19 protein-coding genes are annotated in these 22621 nt (G+C 45.1%); 10 read left to right on the top strand and 9 right to left on the bottom strand.

Going from position 1 to position 22621, the window contains the following annotated elements; translation table 11 throughout:
- Positions 1-24: 24 nt before the first annotated feature.
- From gldF to ACQY73_RS32065, 3 genes are all read left to right on the top strand, one after another.
- Positions 25-753, top strand: a complete 729-nt coding sequence (gldF, locus tag ACQY73_RS32075; protein ID WP_428658288.1) for a gliding motility-associated ABC transporter permease subunit GldF — start codon at positions 25-27, stop codon at positions 751-753.
- A 107-nt stretch (positions 754-860) separates the two neighbouring features.
- Complete coding sequence (locus tag ACQY73_RS32070; protein WP_428658286.1) at positions 861-4616, top strand: hydantoinase B/oxoprolinase family protein; 3756 nt, start codon at positions 861-863, stop codon at positions 4614-4616.
- Between the two features lie 56 nt (positions 4617-4672).
- Positions 4673-6169 carry a helix-turn-helix domain-containing protein gene (locus ACQY73_RS32065; protein WP_428658284.1) on the top strand — a complete coding sequence of 499 codons (1497 nt, stop codon included), beginning with the start codon at positions 4673-4675 and terminating at the stop codon, positions 6167-6169.
- 81 nt (positions 6170-6250) lie between these two features.
- On the opposite strand, the gene ACQY73_RS32060 is transcribed toward ACQY73_RS32065, so the two are convergent.
- Positions 6251-6910: an ABC transporter ATP-binding protein gene (locus ACQY73_RS32060; RefSeq protein WP_428658282.1), complete on the bottom strand. Its 660-nt coding sequence runs from the start codon at positions 6908-6910 to the stop codon at positions 6251-6253.
- A 196-nt stretch (positions 6911-7106) separates the two neighbouring features.
- Here ACQY73_RS32060 and ACQY73_RS32055 point away from each other — a divergent pair, with 196 nt between their 5' ends.
- Positions 7107-7832 carry an SDR family oxidoreductase gene (locus ACQY73_RS32055; RefSeq protein ID WP_428658280.1) on the top strand — a complete coding sequence of 242 codons (726 nt, stop codon included), beginning with the start codon at positions 7107-7109 and terminating at the stop codon, positions 7830-7832.
- A gap of 165 nt (positions 7833-7997) precedes the next feature.
- The gene (gene radA / locus ACQY73_RS32050; protein ID WP_428658278.1) at positions 7998-9365 is read left to right on the top strand and encodes a DNA repair protein RadA; all 1368 of its coding nucleotides are present in this window, start codon (positions 7998-8000) and stop codon (positions 9363-9365) included.
- Between the two features lie 149 nt (positions 9366-9514).
- Here radA and ACQY73_RS32045 read toward each other — a convergent pair whose 3' ends face one another.
- Entirely contained in the window at positions 9515-10969 is a 1455-nt protein-coding gene (locus tag ACQY73_RS32045; RefSeq protein WP_428658276.1) for an arabinose isomerase, read from the bottom strand.
- Between the two features lie 149 nt (positions 10970-11118).
- On the opposite strand from ACQY73_RS32045, the gene ACQY73_RS32040 reads away from it, so the two are divergent.
- Positions 11119-11997: an AraC family transcriptional regulator gene (locus tag ACQY73_RS32040; protein ID WP_428658274.1), complete on the top strand. Its 879-nt coding sequence runs from the start codon at positions 11119-11121 to the stop codon at positions 11995-11997.
- A gap of 4 nt (positions 11998-12001) precedes the next feature.
- Here ACQY73_RS32040 and ACQY73_RS32035 read toward each other — a convergent pair whose 3' ends face one another.
- Together ACQY73_RS32035 and ACQY73_RS32030 are read right to left on the bottom strand one after the other, a co-directional pair.
- On the bottom strand, positions 12002-12697 hold the full coding sequence (locus ACQY73_RS32035; protein WP_428658272.1) for a response regulator transcription factor: 696 nt from the start codon (positions 12695-12697) through the stop codon (positions 12002-12004).
- A 72-nt stretch (positions 12698-12769) separates the two neighbouring features.
- Positions 12770-14017, bottom strand: coding sequence for a sensor histidine kinase (locus ACQY73_RS32030; RefSeq protein WP_428658270.1), 1248 nt, complete (start codon positions 14015-14017; stop codon positions 12770-12772).
- Positions 14018-14231: 214 nt separating this feature from the next.
- Here ACQY73_RS32030 and ACQY73_RS32025 point away from each other — a divergent pair, with 214 nt between their 5' ends.
- Positions 14232-14609, top strand: a complete 378-nt coding sequence (locus ACQY73_RS32025) for a DUF1573 domain-containing protein (protein WP_428658268.1) — start codon at positions 14232-14234, stop codon at positions 14607-14609.
- A gap of 98 nt (positions 14610-14707) precedes the next feature.
- Here the strand turns inward: ACQY73_RS32025 and ACQY73_RS32020 are convergent, their stop codons facing one another.
- Entirely contained in the window at positions 14708-15943 is a 1236-nt protein-coding gene (locus ACQY73_RS32020) for an MFS transporter (RefSeq protein ID WP_428658266.1), read from the bottom strand.
- 147 nt (positions 15944-16090) lie between these two features.
- Between ACQY73_RS32020 and ACQY73_RS32015 the strand changes: the two genes are divergently transcribed.
- From ACQY73_RS32015 to ACQY73_RS32005, 3 genes are all read left to right on the top strand, one after another.
- Positions 16091-16216: a FeoB-associated Cys-rich membrane protein gene (locus ACQY73_RS32015; protein ID WP_428658264.1), complete on the top strand. Its 126-nt coding sequence runs from the start codon at positions 16091-16093 to the stop codon at positions 16214-16216.
- A gap of 74 nt (positions 16217-16290) precedes the next feature.
- The gene (locus ACQY73_RS32010; protein ID WP_428658262.1) at positions 16291-17280 is read left to right on the top strand and encodes an NAD(P)H-dependent glycerol-3-phosphate dehydrogenase; all 990 of its coding nucleotides are present in this window, start codon (positions 16291-16293) and stop codon (positions 17278-17280) included.
- A 2-nt stretch (positions 17281-17282) separates the two neighbouring features.
- Positions 17283-17777, top strand: a complete 495-nt coding sequence (locus tag ACQY73_RS32005; RefSeq protein ID WP_428658260.1) for a GNAT family N-acetyltransferase — start codon at positions 17283-17285, stop codon at positions 17775-17777.
- Between the two features lie 78 nt (positions 17778-17855).
- On the opposite strand, the gene ACQY73_RS32000 is transcribed toward ACQY73_RS32005, so the two are convergent.
- The 4 genes from ACQY73_RS32000 to hisD form a co-directional block, all read right to left on the bottom strand.
- Positions 17856-19379, bottom strand: coding sequence for a PKD domain-containing protein (locus ACQY73_RS32000; protein ID WP_428658258.1), 1524 nt, complete (start codon positions 19377-19379; stop codon positions 17856-17858).
- 202 nt (positions 19380-19581) lie between these two features.
- Positions 19582-20115 (bottom strand): hypothetical protein, encoded by a 534-nt coding sequence (locus tag ACQY73_RS31995; protein WP_428658256.1) that lies wholly within the window; start codon positions 20113-20115, stop codon positions 19582-19584.
- A gap of 57 nt (positions 20116-20172) precedes the next feature.
- Positions 20173-21231 carry a histidinol-phosphate transaminase gene (gene hisC, locus ACQY73_RS31990; RefSeq protein WP_428658254.1) on the bottom strand — a complete coding sequence of 353 codons (1059 nt, stop codon included), beginning with the start codon at positions 21229-21231 and terminating at the stop codon, positions 20173-20175.
- Between the two features lie 114 nt (positions 21232-21345).
- On the bottom strand, positions 21346-22614 hold the full coding sequence (hisD, locus tag ACQY73_RS31985; protein WP_428658253.1) for a histidinol dehydrogenase: 1269 nt from the start codon (positions 22612-22614) through the stop codon (positions 21346-21348).
- Positions 22615-22621 lie beyond the last annotated feature (7 nt).

The following is a 22621-nucleotide window of genomic DNA, read 5'->3' as shown; positions in this document are numbered from 1 at the left end:
CTTTAAAACTCTGCATCTTCGGCTATGCTCGCTATTTTTCGTAAAGAAATCAACTCATTTTTCAGTTCGCTGACTGCCTATATTGTCATGGCTGTGTTTCTTACTGCCGTGGGTTTACTGATGTGGGTTTTTCCCGATACCAATATTCTCAATTATGGCTATGCTGATTTGGGAACATTTTTCAACCTTACTCCTTTCGTATTGCTGTTTTTGATTCCTGCTATCACGATGCGGGCATTGGCTGAAGAAGTGCGAAACGGAACCATTGAACTGTTGCTGACCAAACCACTCAGTACGTGGGGGTTGATTCTGGGGAAATTTTGGGCGAGTTTGGCACTTACGCTTTTAACATTGTTGCCTACGCTACTTTATTATTACAGCATTTATCAACTCGGCAATCCCGTCGGCAACGTAGATTCGGCCCAAATTTTTGGTTCTTACATTGGCTTAACCCTATTGAGCGCCGTATTTGTATCGGTAGGCTTGTGGACTTCTTCCTTGAGCGACAACCAAATTGTCGCTTTTGTGTTGGGGGTATTCATTTCTTTTTTATTGTTCTCGGGCATTGGCGCCATTGCCAAATTAGACTTTTGGGGCTCGCTTGCTTATCCCATAGCATGGATTTCGCTTGATGAACAATACGCCGATCTGGGACGTGGATTGATAGATTCCCGAAATGTAATTTATCTTTTCAGCGTAACCCTGCTATTTTTGTGGCTGACCCGGAGTCGAGTAGCGGCACGACGAAAATAACGTCAAAATAAAATTCAAACAAAGGGTTAAAAGCAAGGGAAAGAGGCTTTAAATATCTTCAACCCGGCCTTTGACCCTTTATTTTTGGCATTAACTCTTAACCTAACATGTGGCAAATTTGGATTGATACAGGCGGGACCTTTACCGACTGTTTGGCAATGAGTCCTTCGGGCGTTTTGAAACGTACCAAAGTACTGAGCAGTAGCTTTCTGAGAGGCCAACTCCTTGAAAAAACCGCTCCCAAAACATACAAAATAGCCACACATTGGGGATTTGCAAACGCATTGATTTTGGGCTATGATTTTCGGATCATTGGAGAACAGGTGTTTGGTAAAGTTGTAAAAATCGACAATGATATACTGGAGTTAGACAGAGAAATTCAGGCTGAAAATCTTCGTTTTCCGCTTGATTTTGAAGTAACCACGCACGAAGAAGCACCTGTACTCGCTACGCGTATTGTAACCGAAACACCTCTGAATCAACCTTTCCCTTCACTATCAATGCGACTTGGCACCACTAAAGGCACCAACGCACTCCTCGAACGCAAAGGCGCTAAGGTAACGCTTTACGTGACCGAAGGCTTTAAGGATATGGTGAGAATCGGGACTCAGCAACGACCCAATTTGTTTCAGTTAGCCATTCCTGAGCCTATGTTGCTGTACGATGAAGTCATTGAAATACCCGAACGCTTGGCTGCAAAGGGAGAACTCATTGCCCCTTTTGTTACTTCACAAATAGCTTTACCAAAGTCAACCAATCATTCTGTAGCCATTTCATTTCTGCACAGTTATTTAAATCCTGCGCACGAGCAGCAACTTGGGCACGTTCTTGTGGAGCAAAATTTCCCATCCATCAGCAGTTCTTCGGAACTTTATGCCGGTATAAATTACCTGAAACGGACTCAAACAGCTTTGGTAAATGCTTATTTGCAACCCATTTTAGCCACCTATCTCACTAATATCAAACAAGCATTGGGCCAGGAAGCGGTGCACGTTATGACGAGTGCCGGAGGGTTGGTCAGCGCTGAAAGCTTCCGGGCAAAAGACAGCCTTTTGAGTGGCCCGGCAGGTGGTATGGTGGGAGCCGCCGCTATTGCACAACAACTTGGTTTTGAACGCTGTTTAACTTTCGACATGGGCGGAACCAGTACCGACACCGCCCGTTTTGACGGTAAATTGGACTTGGAATTCGTCACCAAAATTGAAGGCATTGAACTGCACAACCCTACACTTGCCATCGAAACTGTGGCGGCCGGCGGAGGATCAATTTGCTCTTTTGACGGACAAAAGCTCCGCGTTGGGCCTGAAAGTGCCGGCGCGAATCCGGGTCCTGCCTGCTACGGCGCGGGAGGGCCATTAACCATCACCGATGTCAATTTGTTGTTGGGAAAACTGGATACGTCGCGTTTTGGCATTCCGGTCAGAATCGAAAAAGCGCAGGAAGCATTGACCGCCATTCAACAAATCATTTTTGTCCAAACAAAACAGCAACTTACTGAAGATGAATTGCTTCGTGGATTTGAACAAATAGCCAACGAGAAAATGGCAGAAGCCATTCGGCGCATTTCGGTTGCCAAAGGATTTGATCCCAAAGAATATCCGTTGCTTACCTTCGGCGGAGCAGGTGGTTTGCACGGCTGTCAATTGGCCGAAATACTGAACATCTCCACGGTGATTTTGCCGTATGATGCCGGTTTATTGAGCGCCTATGGCATGGGACAGGCGCGGGTTGAGAGAATCGTGAGTCAACAGATTCTCAAGCCGCTGGATACATTGACAGAACATTTGGACGAACTCATTGCTCAACTTTCCCATAAAGCCGGTGAAACGCTGTTAAATGAAGGAATTGAGGCCGTTGAAGTGAGTGCAGTTTTGCTTTATTTACGTTTTAAAGGGCAGGAAAACGCGTTGGAAATCAGCTACCAACACACCGAAACGCTGACCCAACAATTTCGCGGTAAATACCAACAATTGTTCGGTTATTGTCCTGCTTCGCTTTCCATTGAAGTGGAAAGTATCAAGGTGATCGTTGGAGAGAAAAGAATAGCGAGCAAATCTTCCGTTGCTTATCAGACTGAGCATGAAGCAATTCCATTTAAATACATTAGCCTTCATCATTCAGAAAACCTCACTTATCCGGTATACGATTGGGAGCAGCTCTCAACAGGTGATTTTCTCAATGGGCCTGCGGTGTTGCTGAATCCAACATCAACATCTTTCATTTCGGAAGGTTGGCAGGCAGTGGTCACGCCCGCGCGTGATGTAGTCGTTCAAAATCGCTTACCGGAACTTAAAAACGCCACGCAAACCAGTGCAAATCAAGCCATTGAACTGGAACTTTTCACCAATCGTTTTATGTCCATTGCTGTGGAAATGGGCGCACAATTACAGCGAACGGCGTTCTCAGTCAACGTCAAAGAGCGACTTGATTTCTCGTGTGCGTTATTGGATGCCGATGCTGAATTGTTGGTCAACGCACCCCATATTCCCGTGCATTTGGGCAGCTTGGGTGTTTGTGCGCGTTTAGTTCGTGAAAAAATCCCCATTGGCCCGGGCGACGTTATTATTACTAATCATCCTAAATACGGCGGTTCGCATTTGCCGGATGTTACGATACTGTCAGGCGTTTTTACACCTGACAACCATCAATTGATAGGGTATGTCATCAATCGGGCCCACCATGCCGAAATTGGCGGCCGTACGCCCGGCTCCATGCCACCCGACGCAACCACGCTCGATGAAGAAGGTGTCGTTATTTTGCCAACGTATTTGGTAAAAAACGGCGAAATGCAGTGGGAAGCTATTGAATATCTTTTTACGCGATCCTCCTACCCTACCCGCGCGCTCACCGAAAATATTGCCGACATCAACGCGGCCTTGGCTTCATTACGCTCGGGAGAAACGGCTCTGCAACTACTTGTCGCACAGCACGGTTTGGCCAAAGTGCATCTTTACATGAAGTTGCTGAAAAACAGCGCCTTTGAAGCATTGCAACAGGCGTTGGTTCCTTACCAAAACCAATCATTTACCGCCACTGAATCGCTCGACGACGGATATTTGATCCAAGTCAGCATCACACCGCATTCGGAAGGCGGTGCCACTTTCGATTTTACAGGTACATCCGCCTGCCATCCGCACAACCTTAATGCCAATATTTCCATCATATACAGCGCGATTTTGTATGTTTTACGGCTGTTGGTCAACAAGAATATTCCGTTGAATGAAGGGCTTATGCAGGGAGTTGATGTCATTTTACCTGATAACAGTTTTCTACATCCCCATTTCAGCGACGACCCAACGCAGTGTCCTGCCGTAGTTGGCGGAAATACAGAAGTAAGCCAACGGTTGGTTGACACCTTGCTGAAAGCCTTTAAATTAGCGGCTTGCAGTCAAGGAACGATGAATAATTTTCTGTTTGGCAACGGTCAATTTGGTTATTATGAAACCATTTGCGGCGGAACGGGCGCAAGCGCGGGAGCAAACGGGCGCTCAGCCGTCCATCAACACATGACCAATACACGCATTACCGACCCGGAAGAATTGGAACGACGCTATCCTGTACGGTTGAATCAAATTGCCCTTCGCAAAGGCTCGGGCGGCAAAGGAAAATGGCAGGGTGGCGATGGCGTCGTGCGCGAAATCACTTTTTTAGAACCTCTCCGCGTGACGCTTATTACGCAACATCGACAAGTCGCTCCCTACGGTTTAGCGGGTGGACAGGACGGGCAGACAGGAATCCAAGCCTTAACGCGGCAAAATGGCACCACTGAAGCACTGGCCGGTGTTTGCAGCGTAGAAGTTGACGCAGGTGATTCGTTAAGAATAGAAACTCCCGGCGGCGGCGGCTACGGAAACCTCATGTAAAGTACTACGTTTTTCGGAAAAAGTGCTAAATTTACACGGTATTAACAATCCGTAACGTGTCTCTTAACCAAGATAATATTCGCCTCGTTTTTGGGCTTAAATTAAAACAACTTCGTCTTGACAAATCACTATCTCTTAGCGATTTGTCACAACTCACAGGATTATCCATTTCTTACATCAACGAAATTGAAAAAGGGAAAAAATATCCCAAATCTGATAAAATTATGGCCCTTTCGCGGGCATTGGATGTAGAATACGACTCGCTGGTTTCGATCAAACTCAGCAAAAAACTGGAACCTATTTCGGAACTGCTGCAATCAAATATCTTAACCGAACTTCCGCTTGACCTTTTCGGAATCGATCCTGCCGACTTGCTGGAAATGCTTTCCGACGCGCCCACCAAATTAAGCGCGTTTATTGGAACACTTATCGAAATTGCGCGTAATTATAATATGTCGGTCGAGCAATTTTACTTTTCGGCCCTGCGGACCTATCAGGAAATGTACGACAACTATTTCGAGGACCTGGAACAGGAAGCCGAGCTTTTTCTGAAGCATTATGCCGTACCTGAAGAATTGATCTTGGACGACAAATATTTGGCTGATCTATTGGTCAAAAACTATCCTTACGAAATTCGATTTATTGACGAAAAGAAGTATCCTGAACTCATCGGGATTCGTTCAATGTTGGTTTCGCGCGGCGATAAACTGCGGTTATTGGTCAGTCCTCAATTGGACGCCAATCAGCGGGCTTTCATTTATGGCCGTGAATTGGGGTATCAATTCATGAAGCTTAAGAACCGACTGAATACCACGCATTTGGTTGAAGCAGAGTCATTTGAACAGTTGCTCAACAACTACAAAGCGTCTTATTTTTCCAGCGCGATCATCATCAAAGGAGAAGTATTGGCGCGGAGGTTATCTGCCTTTTTTGAACAACCTCATTTTGACGGAGGAGCGTTGGTCAATATGATCAACTACTTCCACAGCACACCTGAATCTTTCTGCTATCGTCTGAGCAACATTCTCCCTAAATACTTTGGGATCAGTCAATTATTCTTTCTCCGGTTTAATAATTACGCCGGACAAAATCGTTTTGATCTGACCAAAGAAATGCACATTGCCCGTAAGCACAATCCGCACACCGTGCGCGATGAGCACTATTGCCGACGTTGGGTCTCGCTGACGATTTTGCAGGAATTGGCTGAATTACAGTCGCGGGGAGAATATGAGCAGATATTGTGCCGCACGCAGGTTTCGCATTATATGGATACGCAGGATCAATATTTTGTGGTTTCGTTTGCCAAGCCCATGTCACCCACACCCAACCTCAACGTGAGCGTTTCAATGGGCATTCGGTTGGATGAAAATGTACTTTCAAAGATCAAATTTTTGAGCAACGGCGAAATCTCCAAACGCGAAGTGAACGAGACCTGCGAACGATGTCCTTCCTTTGATTGCAAAGAACGCATGGCCGCTCCCACCGTACTTCAGCGCAAACGTAAAAACGAAGCCATCCAAAAAGCAATGAAAATGCTGAGCAGCGAGGTATAACCGGTAGGGGCAGGCCTCGCGTCTGCCCGGTATTGCAAATTTGTTGCAGTGATTGGGCAGACGCGAGGCCTGCCCCTACGTTTACGGTTGGGCGATACCCCCGTCGATCATTTCCAATTTTCGGTCGGCTAAGTTGGCGAGGTGCTCGTTGTGGGTCACAATGACAAACGTTTGTCCCAATTCGTTTCGAAGACGAAAAAACAATTGATGAAGGTCCTCGGCATTACGGGAGTCTAAGTTTCCGCTGGGTTCATCGGCAAAAATAATGGCGGGATTATTGACCAAGGCCCGGGCCACAGCCACGCGTTGTTGCTCACCACCCGACAATTGCGAAGGCAAATTCCCCAAACGATCTTTCAGTCCCAACATTTCCAACAGTTCAACGCCTCGTTTTTTTACTTCTGTCTCCTCTTTTTTGGCATCAATAAATGCCGGCATGCACACATTTTCAAGAGCAGTGAATTCGGGAAGCAAGTGGTGAAACTGAAATACAAAACCTATGGTACGATTGCGAAAAGCGGCTAATTCTTTCTCTTTGAGGGCAAAAACGTCGGTATCATTGATAAAAACCTGCCCGGCATCGGGTCGGTCGAGGGTACCTAAAATGTGCAAAAGGGTGCTTTTCCCCGCCCCGGAAGCTCCTACAATCGTGACAAGTTCTCCTTTGTTAATTTCTAAATCAATGCCTTTCAAAACGGAAAGATTCCCGTATTTACGAACAATTTGGCGAGCTTTCAGCATTCTGAGCGGGTTGAAGTTGGAACGACAAAGATTGGAAAACTTCGTAACTTAGGCAACAGAAAACGGCAGTTAGCCTGTTTTTAAGAGGTTTCTCGGAAGAGTAAATAGAATTTGTTTTAATCAAAGTGTCAAATACTCATTACAGGCAATACATTTGGGCCTTCAATCCTACTGATTTACGCAAAGAAACATAACCATGAACATTTCAAATAATAAGATTCTCATTACGGGCGGAGCGTCGGGCATTGGCTTAGGACTTGTGGAGCGATTTGTAAAAGAGAACAATACCGTCATCATTTGCGGAAGACGAGTATCCGCCTTGCAGGAAGTAATTGAGAAGTTTCCTGCCGTCATTACTAAGCAATGTGATCTATCGTCTGCCGAAGAAAGAGAAGCTCTTTTCCATTGGATTGCCGAAAATCATAACGACTTAAGTGTATTAATAAACAACGCCGGCATTCAGAATTGGATGACGGTATCAGACAGCAATTTTTTTCAGCGGGCCAAGGATGAGATCGCCATTAATATCGAAGCTCCGTTGCATTTGACCTCGCTTTTCAGCCAACTAACATCATTGGAAACGGTCATAAACGTCACTTCCGGTTTGTCTTTTGTTCCACTCACCAAAGTACCGGTGTATTCCGCAACAAAAGCGTTTTTTCATTCCTTTACACTTTCATTGCAGCACTTGATGAAATCAAAAAACATTGAAGTCATTGAGCTGATTCCACCGGCCTTGAATACCGATCTCGGAGGCAAAGGATTACATGATCATGCTCCTCCCGTGAGTGCTTTTATTGATGCTGTTTTTGAACAATTAAATCAAGGCAAAACGGAAATCACATTTGGTTTCAGCGAAGCAATGACAAAGGCCGGACCTGAAGATATACAAAAGGCTTTTGTCCGAATGAATCCCGAATAAGAAAGAGCTTATTATTTTATAAATCAGGCAATTAAGAGCCATTTTGCATGACTTTATCAATTCAAAAAAATAAGTTATCTCACATCAAATCACCGAATCTTTTTCACTTATATCGGTGTTTACTTTGTATGGGTTTGTTTCAAAAATCCACCTTACAACTACTTTATGGCTAAAGTCAAAACCGCATATTTCTGTCAAAGTTGTGGTCATCAATCACCTAAATGGCTCGGTCGTTGCCCTTCTTGTGGCGAATGGAACACATTGGTAGAAGAAGTTCTCGAAAAAGAAGATAAAAAAGGGCCCATAGGGCAGTGGAAATCAGTGAGTTTGGCGGCTAAGCCCAAAGCCATTGTCGAAATCAAGTACGAAGAAGAACCTCGCATTGTTACGATTGATGCCGAGCTTAACCGCGTACTCGGTGGCGGTATTGTGTTGGGTTCGTTGGTACTCATTGGTGGGGAACCCGGCATCGGGAAATCCACGCTGATGCTGCAAATCGCTCTTACGCTTACGCAACGTGTGCTGTACGTATCGGGTGAAGAAAGTGAGCAACAGATCAAAATGCGCGCCGAGCGTCTTAATTCCAAAAATCATAATTGCTTTATTTTAACGGAGACTTCAACCGACAATATTTTTCGTCAAATCGAAGAGTTTGAACCTGATGTAGTGATCATCGATTCCATCCAAACCATGCAATCCTCGCTCATAGAATCGGGCGCCGGGAGTGTATCGCAGGTGCGCCAATGTGCCTCTGAATTGATGAAATATGCCAAAGAGAGCGGCGTACCTGTATTCATGATCGGTCATATCACCAAAGACGGCAGCTTGGCAGGGCCAAAAACGCTTGAACACATGGTAGATACCGTACTTCAATTTGAAGGCGACCGTCACACCACGTACCGAATCTTGCGCACTACCAAAAACCGTTTTGGAAGTACTTCTGAATTAGGAATTTACGAAATGCTCGGCACAGGCCTTCGTCAGGTGACCAATCCTTCGGAAATTTTGATCTCGCAGCGTGAAGAACAATTAAGCGGCATTACGATTGGCTCCATGTTGGAAGGGAACCGCCCGTTGATGATTGAAATCCAATCTTTGGTAAGTGTTGCCAACTACGGAACGCCTCAACGCAGCAGCACCGGTTTTGACAACAAACGCCTTCAAATGCTGTTGGCCGTGTTGGAAAAACGCGGCGGTTTCCGCTTAGGAACCCAAGATGTATTTTTGAACGTTGCGGGCGGCCTGCGCGTAGAAGACCCTGCCATCGACTTGGCGGTGGTCACTTCTATTGCTTCCTCCTTTGAAGATTCCTTTATCCCTCCTTCGGTTTGTTTTGCGGGGGAAGTGGGTTTAGGCGGCGAAGTACGGGCTGTAAACCGCATCGAAAGCCGCATTGCCGAGGCTGAGAAATTGGGCTTCAAAAAAGTCTTTATTTCCAAATACAATACCAAAGGCCTGATCTTTAAAAGCTATGACATCCAGATCGTACCCGTAGCAAAGCTGGATGAGGTATTTGGGGAGTTGCTGCGGTAGGGTTTTGCTAATTGGGGTGATCTTTCGGATTTTAAATAGCAGCGGCCCTGTGCCCTGTGCTCCCCTGTGCTCTTTCGGATTTTAAATCCGAAAGCAGTCTGAATCGGGATTTCAAATCCCGATTAGAACATATCCCGATTAGCAAAAAATCAACAAACCCTCCTCACTTCCATCCCAAGCAACGACCCTAATTTTTCAATTTTAGAACTGATATGCCCTATCCCAATCGCACAATGATGCGCGGGGCCATGACTGTTCCAGTCATTGACAAATTTGCGTGCACCGATGGAAAATTTATAACGGCTGTTGGTGTTGCCAATTTCCAGAATCGGTCCCGGAACCGACTCTGCTTCCGCAACTAATAACATCAATCCGCCACCTCTTTTTTCAACTACTGAAAGCAAGGTGACGGGACCGTTTTTCACGCTCATTTCTACCGAAACACCTTTACCCACTTTCCCGTGGTATACTTTCAGAGGACGAACTTTGGTTTTACCTTCCGCGATGGCAATGTGCCCCGGGCCATCGTGTCCCATCAACACAACATCGCCCGTAAAATCCATGGCGTAATATTCTGTAAATGAACCACCTGCGCCAAAGCTATCCATGATTTTCATGGCTTGGGCGTTTTTGATCTCGTATTCTCCCGCCACAGGAACACCGTTGGCAGTCAATAATGAATTCCCCAAAATAATCGTCGCAATCGCTTCTTCATTCTCAGGATTCCCCGTTCCTTTGTAGTAATATGCCATTGAGCCAAGCTTGTGTTTCGTAACCAATCTATCCAACGCTACCGAAGTGATCGCCGCTTTTTCCAGTTCTTCCAATGAACAATCCGCCTGAACATCAAAGGATTCGTAGAATAATTGTAATCGTTCGGCGCTTTCTTTCGGACTTACTTCTTTTCGTAATTCGGCTAATTCTTCCACTTCGAGCAATTCAATATGACCACCAAAATGAGCGTATTGTTGCGTCAGATCAGAATAGATATCAAGCATACCGCTGTAATAATGCCCCATGCAACCCATGCGATTGTACGCCATCGTATTGGCTACTTTGGCGGCTTGTACCCATTCGCTGATTTCATTCCAAGCTGCGGGGTCCTTGTGCAGCATTCCCGTAATTTGGTGAAAAGTAATTCCTACCCGATTGAATACATTAGCGATCTCGGGTACAGGGCAAGCCGAACAATGTGCCAACCATTCCCCCGTCATTTTGGTACGGTCGGTCATGGCATTGAATAATTTATAATCAATGGCTGCTTCGGGCGAAAGATTTAAAATAATGACAGGAACTTTGGCGCGCTGCACTACGGGTAATACGGTAGAAGACAAAGCATACGTAGTCACGTACAGAAAGATCACATCCACATCTTCCGTTTTTAATTTTTTACCTGCTTCAAATGCTTTATCAGGCGTATCTACCAGTCCGACATTCACGATATACGGATGCACTTCCGCCAACTTTTCTTCCACAACGCTCAAATATCCTTCCAGACGTTCTTTTAATCCTTCAAATTGTGGCCAATAAGTATCCAGGCCGATTCCGAACAATCCAATTTTAAGCGTGTTTAGATTTGTCGTATCATTGGGTTCATTTCTCATTTTATGATTTATCAAATTATGTAATAATACATTTTAACTTTGGCAGCAATTCATACAATTGACAACTTTAATTGTACAATTTACCAAAAGTATGGTACAATAACTTGCAGAAGAATGCCTGTTTTGATTCTTTCTTTGCACTTTTTGATATGAAACTATTCAGAAACTATTTTAGCCTCGAATCACCATCCGTCGACGGGAATTTAGGCATTACTATTCTGAACGCGGGGCATAACATTCACCCTGCCAACCTTCCTTATCCTGACATTCAACATCCTGATTCTTATTATTTTGAATGGGAGAAAGGCCGTAGTCTGAAAGAATATCAGATCATTTATATCTCCAAGGGAGAAGGCATTTTTGAAGTCGGCGGGCTGCCTCCTCAATCCATCGAAGCAGGCACGATCATTTTATTATATCCCAACGTATGGCATCGTTATCGCCCCAAAGAAAACACAGGCTGGGAAGAATATTGGGTGGGGTTTTTGGGTACATATGCGCACTATCTGTTGGAACAGGAATGTTTTAACCCTCAGAATCCTATTATCAAAGTAGGCTTTAATGCCCAATTTTTGGAAACCTTCTCCAAACTCATTGAAGTGGTTGAAGTACGTGAAGATTCCTTTCAAAAACTATCCTCTTTTCTGCTTATTCAACTGTTGGGCATTGTGTACGCATCGGTCTTATTATCGAACCGGAAGATGTCGAGGAAAGAAGAAATCATTAACCAAATCAGAAATGAAATTCATGCGAATTGGAACAAGGGCATTGATTTTGAAGCACTGGCAAAGCGTTTTAACCTAAGTTATGTCTGGTTTAGAAAAACGTTCAAAGAGGTACTCGGCACTTCCCCCAATCAATATCATCTTACTTTAAAACTTCGAAAAGCGGAGCAACTCATTCGGGAAACCAGCTTAACCTTGGCCGAAATAGCGTACCAATCCGGCTTTGAGTCGGAATTTTATTTCTCAAGAATTTTCAAAAAGAAAATGAATTACAACGCTTCGGAATTACGAAAAAAGAAGTAATTGACTACCAACGCATCCGAAACCCTACCCCGTGAATCCCTTCAATTTTAATGCTTGGATCATCGCACAAATATTTCCGTAAACGCGACATAAATACATCAAGGCTACGACCCATAAAATAGTCATCATCGCCCCAAATGGCTTTGAGCAGGTCTTCCCGTTTAATGATCTGATTAGGTCGTTCGGTCAAATAACGCAATACTTCCGCCTCGCGAAAGGTCAGATCCTGGGTTTTTCCGTTGATTTGAAGGTGTAATTTCTCAAAATCAAATGAATAATTTCCTACGTTTATCACTCCGGGGGTTTGAGTTTTCGCATCAGAGGTTTGATTTTTTTGACTTCTGCGAAGGAAAATCTCTATTTTGAGCACCAATTCTTCCATGCTGAAAGGCTTGGTGAGGTAATCATCCGCGCCGAGACGAAGGCCATGAATTTTGTCTTCCTGCAAAGAGCGCGCTGTCAAAAAAAGAATGGGAACCTGCGTATCCTGCTGCCGAATTTTCTGTGCCAACGTAAACCCGTCAAGGTGCGGCAACATGACATCCAACACGCACAGATCAAAGGGTTGTTCTCTCTGAAAGGCTTCCAATGCCTGTAATCCATCCGTACAATGGACGATGTCATAATGGTGAAGTTCGAGATTATCTTTGGTCACAAAACCCAAATTCGGGTCATCTTCAACATATAAAATACGAGGCATTTTCAGGAAAACTGTTATCTGTTAAGTGGAACTACTGCTACTGTCTACCAAGAATCAGAGGAGACTCTGCTCCTATTTTTTTAAAGGAATGGAGATTTTAAACTCACTTCCTTTACCAACTTCACTGGTGAGTTGGAGCTTCCAGTGATGAGCCTTGGCAATTTGATGTACATAACTCAGACCGATTCCAAATCCTTTTACATTGTGAACATTTCCGGTAGGGACTCTATAAAACTTTTTAAAGACCTTACTACGGTGTTCCGGTGCAATTCCTATGCCATTGTCTTTAACTGACACCACTAATGCTCCATTTTCATTGGACGTTTCCAACAAAATAACGGGATTTTGCGGTGTGTATTTAAACGCATTGTCAATTAAATTGCTGATAGCATTGGAAAAATGCATTCGGTCGGCATGAATATAAGGCTCTGTTGCATTAAGCCGAACGGTGAGATCATTTTCGTATTTGTGAGCTAATGAAGTAATGATTTGATGCACATCCAACCATTCGATGTTGAGCGGCAATTTATTTTTTTCTGCCTTGGCCATGTTCAGCACCGTCTCTACCTGCGTTTGCAGGCGGAGCGCTTCTTCCTTCACAATTTCCGTGTATTTTTTCAGGCGTTCCGGCTGATCTTTGATGGCGGGCGTATTGAGTACATCGGCCGCGATACGAATGGTAGCAATGGGCGTTTGTAACTCATGGGTCATGTTATTGATAAAATCGCGTTGCACCTCGGTGAGTTGCTTTTGTCGCAAGATCACAAACAGCGCGTACCCAAAAAATCCTACCGCTATCATTACCAATAGTGACGACCAAATCCAACCCTTCAGGTCGCTGATAACGGCATCATTTTGACTGGGAAAACGTACGCCGAAATAATAGGGATATTTATTTGACTTGAGCCAATTGGCCGTTTGCGTGGGGGTTTTTCGTTCATCACGGGTGCTTAGGGCTACGCCGTAAAACATTTTATTGCTGGCACAATCATAAATTCCGACTTCAAAATCGGTGATAAGGTTGTGTTTGAGGAAACTGTTTTTTAAGTAATGTTCCAAAATTCCGGGGTCTACCATGGAATTGGTATTGACCAGAAAATAGTTAGCGGAAAGTTGCTCTACGGGGTTATTGTGAAGCATCACCGCATTGAGCCGAGCCAACTCTTCTGCCACTTCCTGCAACGATACATGTACCTGCTGATTGAACTGTCGCTCGCGCATTGCCAAGGCTTTTCTTACCCAATATATCTGAGTCACAATGACGCCGAAAATGGACAAAGTGGATAAAATTACGAGAAGACGAATCGTAGTTCTTGACATAAATGCAGGCGCACGCTTTTAATAATAAATGCCTGTTGGCAATATTAACCAAAAAACACATACGAATTTAGGTCGTATGCAGATTCTTATCAAGCGATTAACAATCCATTAACAAAAGTTGAGGTTTCATTAACACCCTCGTAGAATCCAATCTCCTACTTTTGAACTGTCAAATGACACAAAAAAATTATTAACCGTTTTAAGACTCATTAACATGAAAAAAGTAACTCTTCTTTCCTTTATTTTATTTTTTGCGGCATCGGTCGTATTTGCAAGTGCGGTGGCAGCTGCATTCAAATGGGTAGAAACCGAACATAATTTCGGGCAAATCACTCAAGGTAAACCCGTTACGGCGGAGTTTAAATTTACCAATCAAGGGCAAGCGCCTCTTGTCATCAACAAAGCCTACGGCTCGTGCGGATGTACGGGAGTAGAATATCCCAAAGAGCCAATTATGCCAGGCGCATCAGGCATAATTAAAGCGACGTTCAACGCCGCCAATGTCGGAACTTTCAACAAAACCGTTACGGTCGAATCAAACGCTGAAAGCGGATTGGTAACGTTGAATATTCACGGAGAAGTAGTCAAATAACAACGTATTTGCAAAGAGTATCAAACAGCCATGAAACAAAAAGACGCATTTTTACAGTGCGTCTTTTTTGGTTAGTTATCCACAAGAAGAGCATAGTTTTATTCTACGTAGTCTAAGTCTTTGTGAAACGTTTCTTCCATCAAAAAGAGAGACAGATAGGCAATCGCAAAGCAAAGCAGTGCCACCAGACCTCCCGCTGAAATAGCTCCCATGTCGGGTTTAAGGTATTGATAAAGCGGCAATGTAAGTAAGGTTGTAGCCCGTACGAAATTGGCTACGGTGGAAGTGGCCGTTGCCCGTAAATTCGTTCCGAAACTTTCAGCCGTTACCGTCAAAAACATGGCAATGTAGCCAATGGAAAAACCTAAATAGGCACATACCAAGTAGAATGTGTCCGCTTCGGTAATACCGCCAAACAGGTAATATATAACGCCGATTAAGGTCATAGTAGTCATAATTCCGATAGCCATTCGGCGCGATTTAAGCCATTGACTCAATACCCCGCTGAACATATCACCGACGACCGTTCCCACAAAAACATACATCACACACCTTCCGGTGACAATTTCTTCCGTAATGCCCAGTGCTTTGGCGAATTCATTGCTGAACGTGGCTAACACCCCGATCACAAAATACGTGGGCACTCCTACGCCAATGCAGCGCATGTATTTCCAAAAACGGGTACTGTCTGAAAAAAAGGCACGCATACTGCCTCGTTGCGTACTTTTGGCTTTGGCCTGTTCAAACATTCCTGATTCATAGACGCGTACACGCAACAGCAACAAAGCCAATCCCAAACCGCCTCCTGCAAAGTACGTAGTGCGCCAATCAAACCAGGAATTGGTCAAAAATGCCACAACTGCTCCCAAAAGCCCCACGCTCGCCACAATTGAAGAACCATATCCGCGCAAATGTTTGGGTAATATTTCGGCCACCAACGTTAAACCGGCCCCTAATTCTCCCGCCAATCCTACACCGGCCATAAAACGCAGAAAACCGTATAACGTGGGCGTTTGCACATAGCCACAGAGAATATTGGCCAGCGAGTACATAATGATGGAGCCGAACAACACCGAAAGGCGACCGCGTTTATCGGCCAAAATTCCCCACAAAATTCCTCCTATAAGCAATCCGGCCTGCTGCCAGTTGTAGATCGAAGCACCCACGCTCGATACTTCTTCGGGACTTAGCCCCAGACTTTTCAGACTTGGTACACGTACAATGTTGAATACGATTAAGTCATACACATCTACGAAATAGCCCAAAGCAGATACAATGACAGGTAAACTCAGCAAACGGCTTAAAGTGGTAGGTTCGGCAGCACTGTTTTTCATAAAATTCTCAGCGGAAAGGGTCGTCAGGAACGCAATTACGGAAAAAGGCGTTTTTGGAAAAAGCGATACAGGATAGATTTTATACTTTAAAGTACAAATCATCAAAAAATCCCCGTCATTGCGTTATAAAGTTAAAATTCTTCCGAAATGTTGGAAACAATCGTCATCGGCACTCTCTTTTTAGGTGCATTGGGCTACGTCGGCAACCGTCTGCGCAACGAGTTGAGTCCCAAGAAACCGGGCTGCGGCAAAGGCTGCGGATGTGAGAAATAAGGGTAAAGTTTAAGGGATAAAGGGTAAAGTTGGGGCTTTTTTTGCAAGTTTGCGCATCAAACACCAATCTGACAATGACCTCAATCGCCGTAATAGGCGGTGGCAGTTGGGCCACTGCGATCATCAAAATCCTTTCTGAAAACAACGTATCGATCCGTTGGTGGCTACGCGACCGTGCCGCCGTCGAGCACATCCGAAAGCATCATTACAATCCCGATTACCTCCGCGACGTACGATTAAGCCCCCGAAAAGTAAAGACATTCACCAAGATCACCGACGCGCTCAACGGCGCAGAATACGTTATTTTAGTCATTCCTGCCGCCTTTGTGCAGGAACCCTTACAAGGATTGACGCCTAAACACTTCGCCGGCAAACGGGTTGTTTCGGCCATTAAAGGCATGATTCCCGAGAAAAACTGTTTGGTAACGGATTGGGTAGAAGACCATTTTGAGGTTCCGTTGAGCCAACTGTGCGTTATTGCCGGGCCGTGCCATGCTGAAGAAGTAGCGTTGGAAAAACAGTCTTACCTGACCATTGCGTCGACCGATGCCGCCTGCGCCGCTGATTTTTCTCAATTAATGAGTTGCCGATTTGTGACGGCAAACCCGCTGGCCGATCTTTACGGAGTGGAATACGCCGCCGTGATGAAAAATATAGTGGCATTAACCTGCGGAATCAGTCATGGACTGGGCTATGGCGATAATTTTCAGGCCGTAATGGTTTCGAATGCCATGCAGGAAATCCGGCGTTTTGTGGATGCCGTTGACCCGCGTGAGCGCGACCTGAGCGCCTCAGCGTATCTGGGAGACCTGCTCGTGACGGCCTATTCTCAGTTCAGCCGCAATCGCACCTTTGGGAATATGATCGGCCGTGGTTACAGCGTACAATCGGCGCAAATGGAGATGAAAATGATCGCAGAAGGCTATTACGCCGTCAACAGTATTTTTGAAATGAATAAAAAATACGGGGTTGATATGCCCATTACGGAGGCTGCCTACAAGATCCTATATGAACGTCAGCCTCCGGCCGTAGAAATCGGGTTGCTCAAAATGAAGCTTCGGTAAAGATGATCAGGATTAAAAGAACAAATTCTGACAACGGCGATTTTCAGGAACTTGTGAAAGCGTTAGACCTTGAGCTAAAGCTACGAGACGGAGAAGAGCATGTATTTTATGCAGAATTGAATAAAACCGACAGATTACAGTATGCGGTTGTGGCTTACGACCAAGAAGAAGCAGTTGGCTGCGGTGCTGTCAGAGAATATTCAGAAGGTACGATGGAAGTAAAGCGAATGTTTGTTCCATTAAGCAAACGTGGACACGGCATTGCTACCGCGATTCTGACGGCGTTAGAAATGTGGTGCAGAGAACTGAATGTTAACAGGTGTATTTTGGAAACCGGCAGAAATCAACCGGAAGCTATCGGGCTTTACCTTAAGAATAATTATACGATAATACCCAATTTTGGAAAATACGTCAACAGCGAAAACAGTATCTGCTTTGAAAAAGAATTGTTACCTGATACGTTAATCTATTGCCAACAAAAGGCGGCAATCTGTTAAACGTTACCAAATGCCTTTCTTCAAAAAATTCGGGCAGCCTTTTCTCAAAGGTTGCCCGAATGCAATAAACTCCCGTAACTATTTCTCGATCAGCACGTTTAACTCCTGATTCTTTTCAAACGTATTGGCAGTCATTAAGTCGGCATTGGCTGAAGCGCCGTAGCTGACAAAGACACCGTAACCACCGCTACCACTGATGGCGGTATTCTTGATGGTCATATTGGCTTTGGTCCCGTAGATGGCAACATTCGCGCGTTTGCCTGACACAATTGCTATGCTGCCGGCATTTTTTACTTCCACATTCTCAAGCAGATTTTTGGCATCGGCCGAGTAGCAGATGATTCCGCGCCAAAAAGCCGCCGTGTTATTCGCTCCGTTGAAGACCACTTTCTGAGCAGCAGTTCCTTTAGCTATAATATACCCATCGGTGTTGATTCTGATCACCGCGTCGCGGTTCATTTCAAGGGTAACGCCCGGATTTATTTTCCAGCCTGTATTGACTGTAAATTCGCCCGTCAAACGATAGGGTGCTCTATCAGCAAAACCGGCCCAGGTGATTTCCTCTTTTCCCTTGATACCGGAAGCTGTCACTTCTACCACGTCACGGCCATTGCCGCCTTTAAACGTCGAAGCGGCATCCAATTTTACCACGTTTTCAGCATCAAGCATAATGCCTGCTTCGGTGTTGCCGGTAAAGGAATTTTTCACAAATTCACGTAAAATCGCTCCGTCGTACACATAGATTCCGAAGCCATCGTTTTGAGAAAACAGGGTGTTTTTTAAAGCAATTTGCGCTTTATTACCTCCTGACAAAAACAAAGCCGCTTTTGTAGTGCTGTAGATCGTACGGCTACCGGCGTGCATTACTTCCACATATTCCATCGTATTGGCGTTGCTTCCCGAGTAGAGCGTAATTCCTACCCAATAGCCTTTGGTTTTTTGAACACCGACAAACCTGATCTTGCGTTCGGCTTCGCCTTTGGCAATGAGCAGTCCACCGTTATCATTGATGTTCATCCGTACGTCACGTTCAAAAGCGATCACTACGCCGGGCGCAATGGTCAATTCGGCATTGACATCAATGGACTTTGTTACAATATAATCAGGCAAGTCAGGATTCAATACACGATCTACAAGATTGGTCTTCACGGTAATATTCGTGGAAATAGCCACCGGCTCGGCGACTGAAGCCGTCACCAACACTTTGTCAGTGCTTTTTCCATTTGAGCTGCTCACGGTCAGTTCCAATTCATACTCTCCTATTTCATCGGGAATGAACGTAGGCTTTAAGGAGGTAACATTTGCGAGTATTACCGTACTTTTAGCAGGCTTACGCAGCAGTTTCCATTCTGCAGTAAGAGGTTTGCCCTGACTGTCGTTTGACTCAGAGCCGTTCAAAATGACCTGCTGTCCAACCTGTACAGATTGGTCAGCGCCGGCTTTTGCCGTTACGGTAAACGTGGGTTCAACAGATTCCTGTTTTTTACACCCTGTCATCAGCAGGGTAATCATCAAGGGTATACATAGTGCCCCGATACTGGTATTTTTGACAAAAGCGATTACTTGAACCCGTAGGTTCCGGAGTGAAGTTGTTCGTTTCATGGCTTGTATTACTGTTTAATTTTTTGTGCGATCAAAAGTAGTCTGCCTATTCCTCCGAGAAAGGTGCAAAGCCTATGAAACGGTAAAAGTAACGATTGAAGCGGTACTAATGGGGGTGTTAAAACGAACGTCGGCGAGATGTGAGCCGCAAAGCGAACGTCGGCAAGGTTCAAAACCTTGCCGACGTTTATCGACGTTTAAATCAGAAATTAAAACGAACACCAACGCTTGCCTGCGGGTGAAGGTAAAATATATCGGGAATCAGTTCAATATATAATCCACCTTCCAGAAAGAGCGATAAAGGACTGTTTCCTACAAAATATTCTGCCCCTGCCAATCCTGAACCTCCCAACGAAATATTGTTAGTATATTCTTTTAATCCCGGCGCGTTACGGGAATCAAAATAGTACCGGCGTGAATTGATCTGGCCTCCGAAACCGTAATAGACATGTAGCTTTTCTGCTTTAAATAAGCCTTTGTGCCACAAATAATTAGCCCGTAGCGAAAATCCTGCATTTTGATAAAATCCTTTTCGGTACTTGCGGTCACGACCATAAAACAGCCCGTAAGTTCCAAAAGAGACATCCAAAGCTTTGTTTTCTCCAAAGTACTTTCGAAGGTTCAATCCGGAAGGTTCAACCAATTGAAAACCCACCGCCCAGTTATTGTACTGCGCCATTGACGGCAAAAAAGCAAAAGAGACAAAGAACAAAATCAATAAAAGCTTCTTTTTCATTTAATCATAGAGTTAATGTTTCTAAAAGACAATTCTCAACCTTCAACCCCTCATCGGTCAGGCCGTCACGGCAAATGCTTTCAGTGTCTTTATCAACGTATTATTTTCCTCCGCCGTTCCTACTGAAATTCGAAGGCATCCATCACATAAGATCACTTTTGACCGGTCGCGCACGATTATTTTTTCGTCGATCAGGTACTGCATTACCGCTGAAGCGTCGTCAAATGCTACGAGCAAAAAATTGGCATCTGACGCATAAATCCGCTTTACTAACGGCAAGGTAGCCAAATTCGTACGCAAACGCTCCCGCTCTGCCAAAATATCTTTGACCAATTGATCCTTTGCTTTGACGTAATCCAACGCTTCAAGTAACAACTGCTGCGTTGCCCCGCTCAGATTATAGGGTGGCTTGATTTTGTTCAATACTTTGATAAGTTCTTCCGACGCAAAACACATCCCTAAACGCAAAGAAGCCAATCCCCAAGCCTTTGAAAAGGTTTGCAAAACGACCAAATTGGGATAGTTATCCAACTCCTGTGTAAACGACGGCTCGTCTGCAAAATCAACATAAGCTTCATCAACCACCACTATTCCCTGAAATTGAGTTAAAATCTTCCGGATGGCTTCGCGTTGCATCAAATTTCCGCTGGGATTATTGGGCGAGCATATCCATACAATTTTAGTATTGGGTACAATTGCCGGCAAAACTTTTTCAATATCAATCTGAAAATCAGGCGTAAGCGGTACTTTGATTACGGGTACATCATTGATGTCGGCGCTTACCTGATACATCCCATAAGTGGGGGGCATAAGCAACATTGTATCTACCCGTGGCGTACAGGTGGCTCGTACCAACAGGTCAATGGGCTCGTCGGAGCCATTGCCCAGAAAAATCTGCGTGGGACGCACGCCTTTGATGGGTGCCAATTTTTCTTTGATCGCCCACTGGTACGGATCCGGATAGCGGTTCCAATGCTGACCGTTCACCGATTGATAGGGATTTTCGTTGGCATCCAAAAAGATGCCTTCTTTGCCCGTATATTCATCCCGCGCCGACGAGTACGGCACCAAATTAAGAATGTGAGGACGGAGAATTTTTGTTAGGTCAAATGTCATTGTGGTAGGTATTCTTATTAAAATAACCGTTTCGGGCAGATGCGAGCGGACAGACACGAGGTCTGCCCTAATTATTTTGTTATACCGGGCAGACGCAAGGCCTGCCCCTACACGTTATTTCAAACTGCTTAATCGTAGGCTTACGGCGCGCTTATGGGCGTAAAGTGACTCGGCTTCGGCCATGGCTTCAACGGTCGGTCCAAGGGCTTTGAGGCCTTCGGGCGTAATGTGTTGTAGGGTGATCTTTTTCACAAAACTATCCAACGATACGCCGCTGTAGGCGCGCGCGTGGCCGTTGGTCGGTAAGGTATGATTGGTGCCGGATGCGTAATCTCCGCAAGATTCAGGAGTGTAATTTCCCAAAAAGATGGAGCCTGCATTGGTGATTTTTTCGCTTACCTCTTCGGCATTTTCTACACTCAGGATCAAGTGTTCAGCAGCATATTCATTCAGCAAATCAATCGCTTCAGCTTCATCTTCCACCAAGATCGCTTTACTGTTTTCAATCGCTTTTCTGGCCAATTCTTTCCGAGGCAACCCTTCCAATTGCGTTGTCAGAGTAATATTTACCGACGCTAAAAATTTCTTATCCGTCGATACCAGCAATACCTGACTGTCAGCGCCGTGTTCTGCCTGTGACAAAAGATCTGCCGCCACAAAAGCAGGGATCGCGGAACTGTCGGCATAAACTGCCACTTCCGAAGGGCCGGCCGGCATATCAATGGCAATCCCCTCTTTGGCCAACAGCATTTTTGCTGCTGTTACGTACTGATTACCGGGACCAAAAATTTTGTACACTTTAGGCACGGATTCGGTTCCGTAAGCCATTGCCGCAATGGCCTGCGCGCCTCCTATCCTGAAAATCTTGGTTACACCCACCAGTTGGGCTGCATACAATATAGCCGGGTGATCACTTGGTGTGCATAGAATTATTTCTTTGCAACCCGCCAATTGAGCCGGAACGCCCAACATCAAGACCGTACTGAAAAGAGGCGCTGAACCGCCGGGGATATAAAGTCCGACTTTCTCAATGCCTACACTCTTCCGCCAACAGGTAACGCCTGACATGGTTTCAATTTTCACCACCGGTTGATACTGCGCTTCGTGAAATGTACGAATATTGGCATATGCCTGCCGTATAGCTGTCTTTAGTTCGTCTGTAAGGTTTGATTCTGCCGCCGCTATTACCTCTTGCGGCATGGCAATTTCAACGAGTTCGATCTTATCAAACTTCAAAGCAAAGGCACGCAGGGCGGTATCGCCTTCTTTTTCTACTTTTTCGAGAATCGGAGCTACCGCTTTTTCAATAGCTGCCATGCTTTGCGTTGGACGGGCCAGTAATTTCGGCCATTCACTACGGGAGGGGTAAGGAATAATTTGCATAATCAAC

The sequence above is a fragment of the Runella sp. genome (assembly GCF_965279615.1).
GTDB lineage: Bacteria > Bacteroidota > Bacteroidia > Cytophagales > Spirosomataceae > Runella.
Note: the sequence above shows the minus strand (reverse complement) of the source record. Positions and strands in the feature narration are given on the sequence as shown.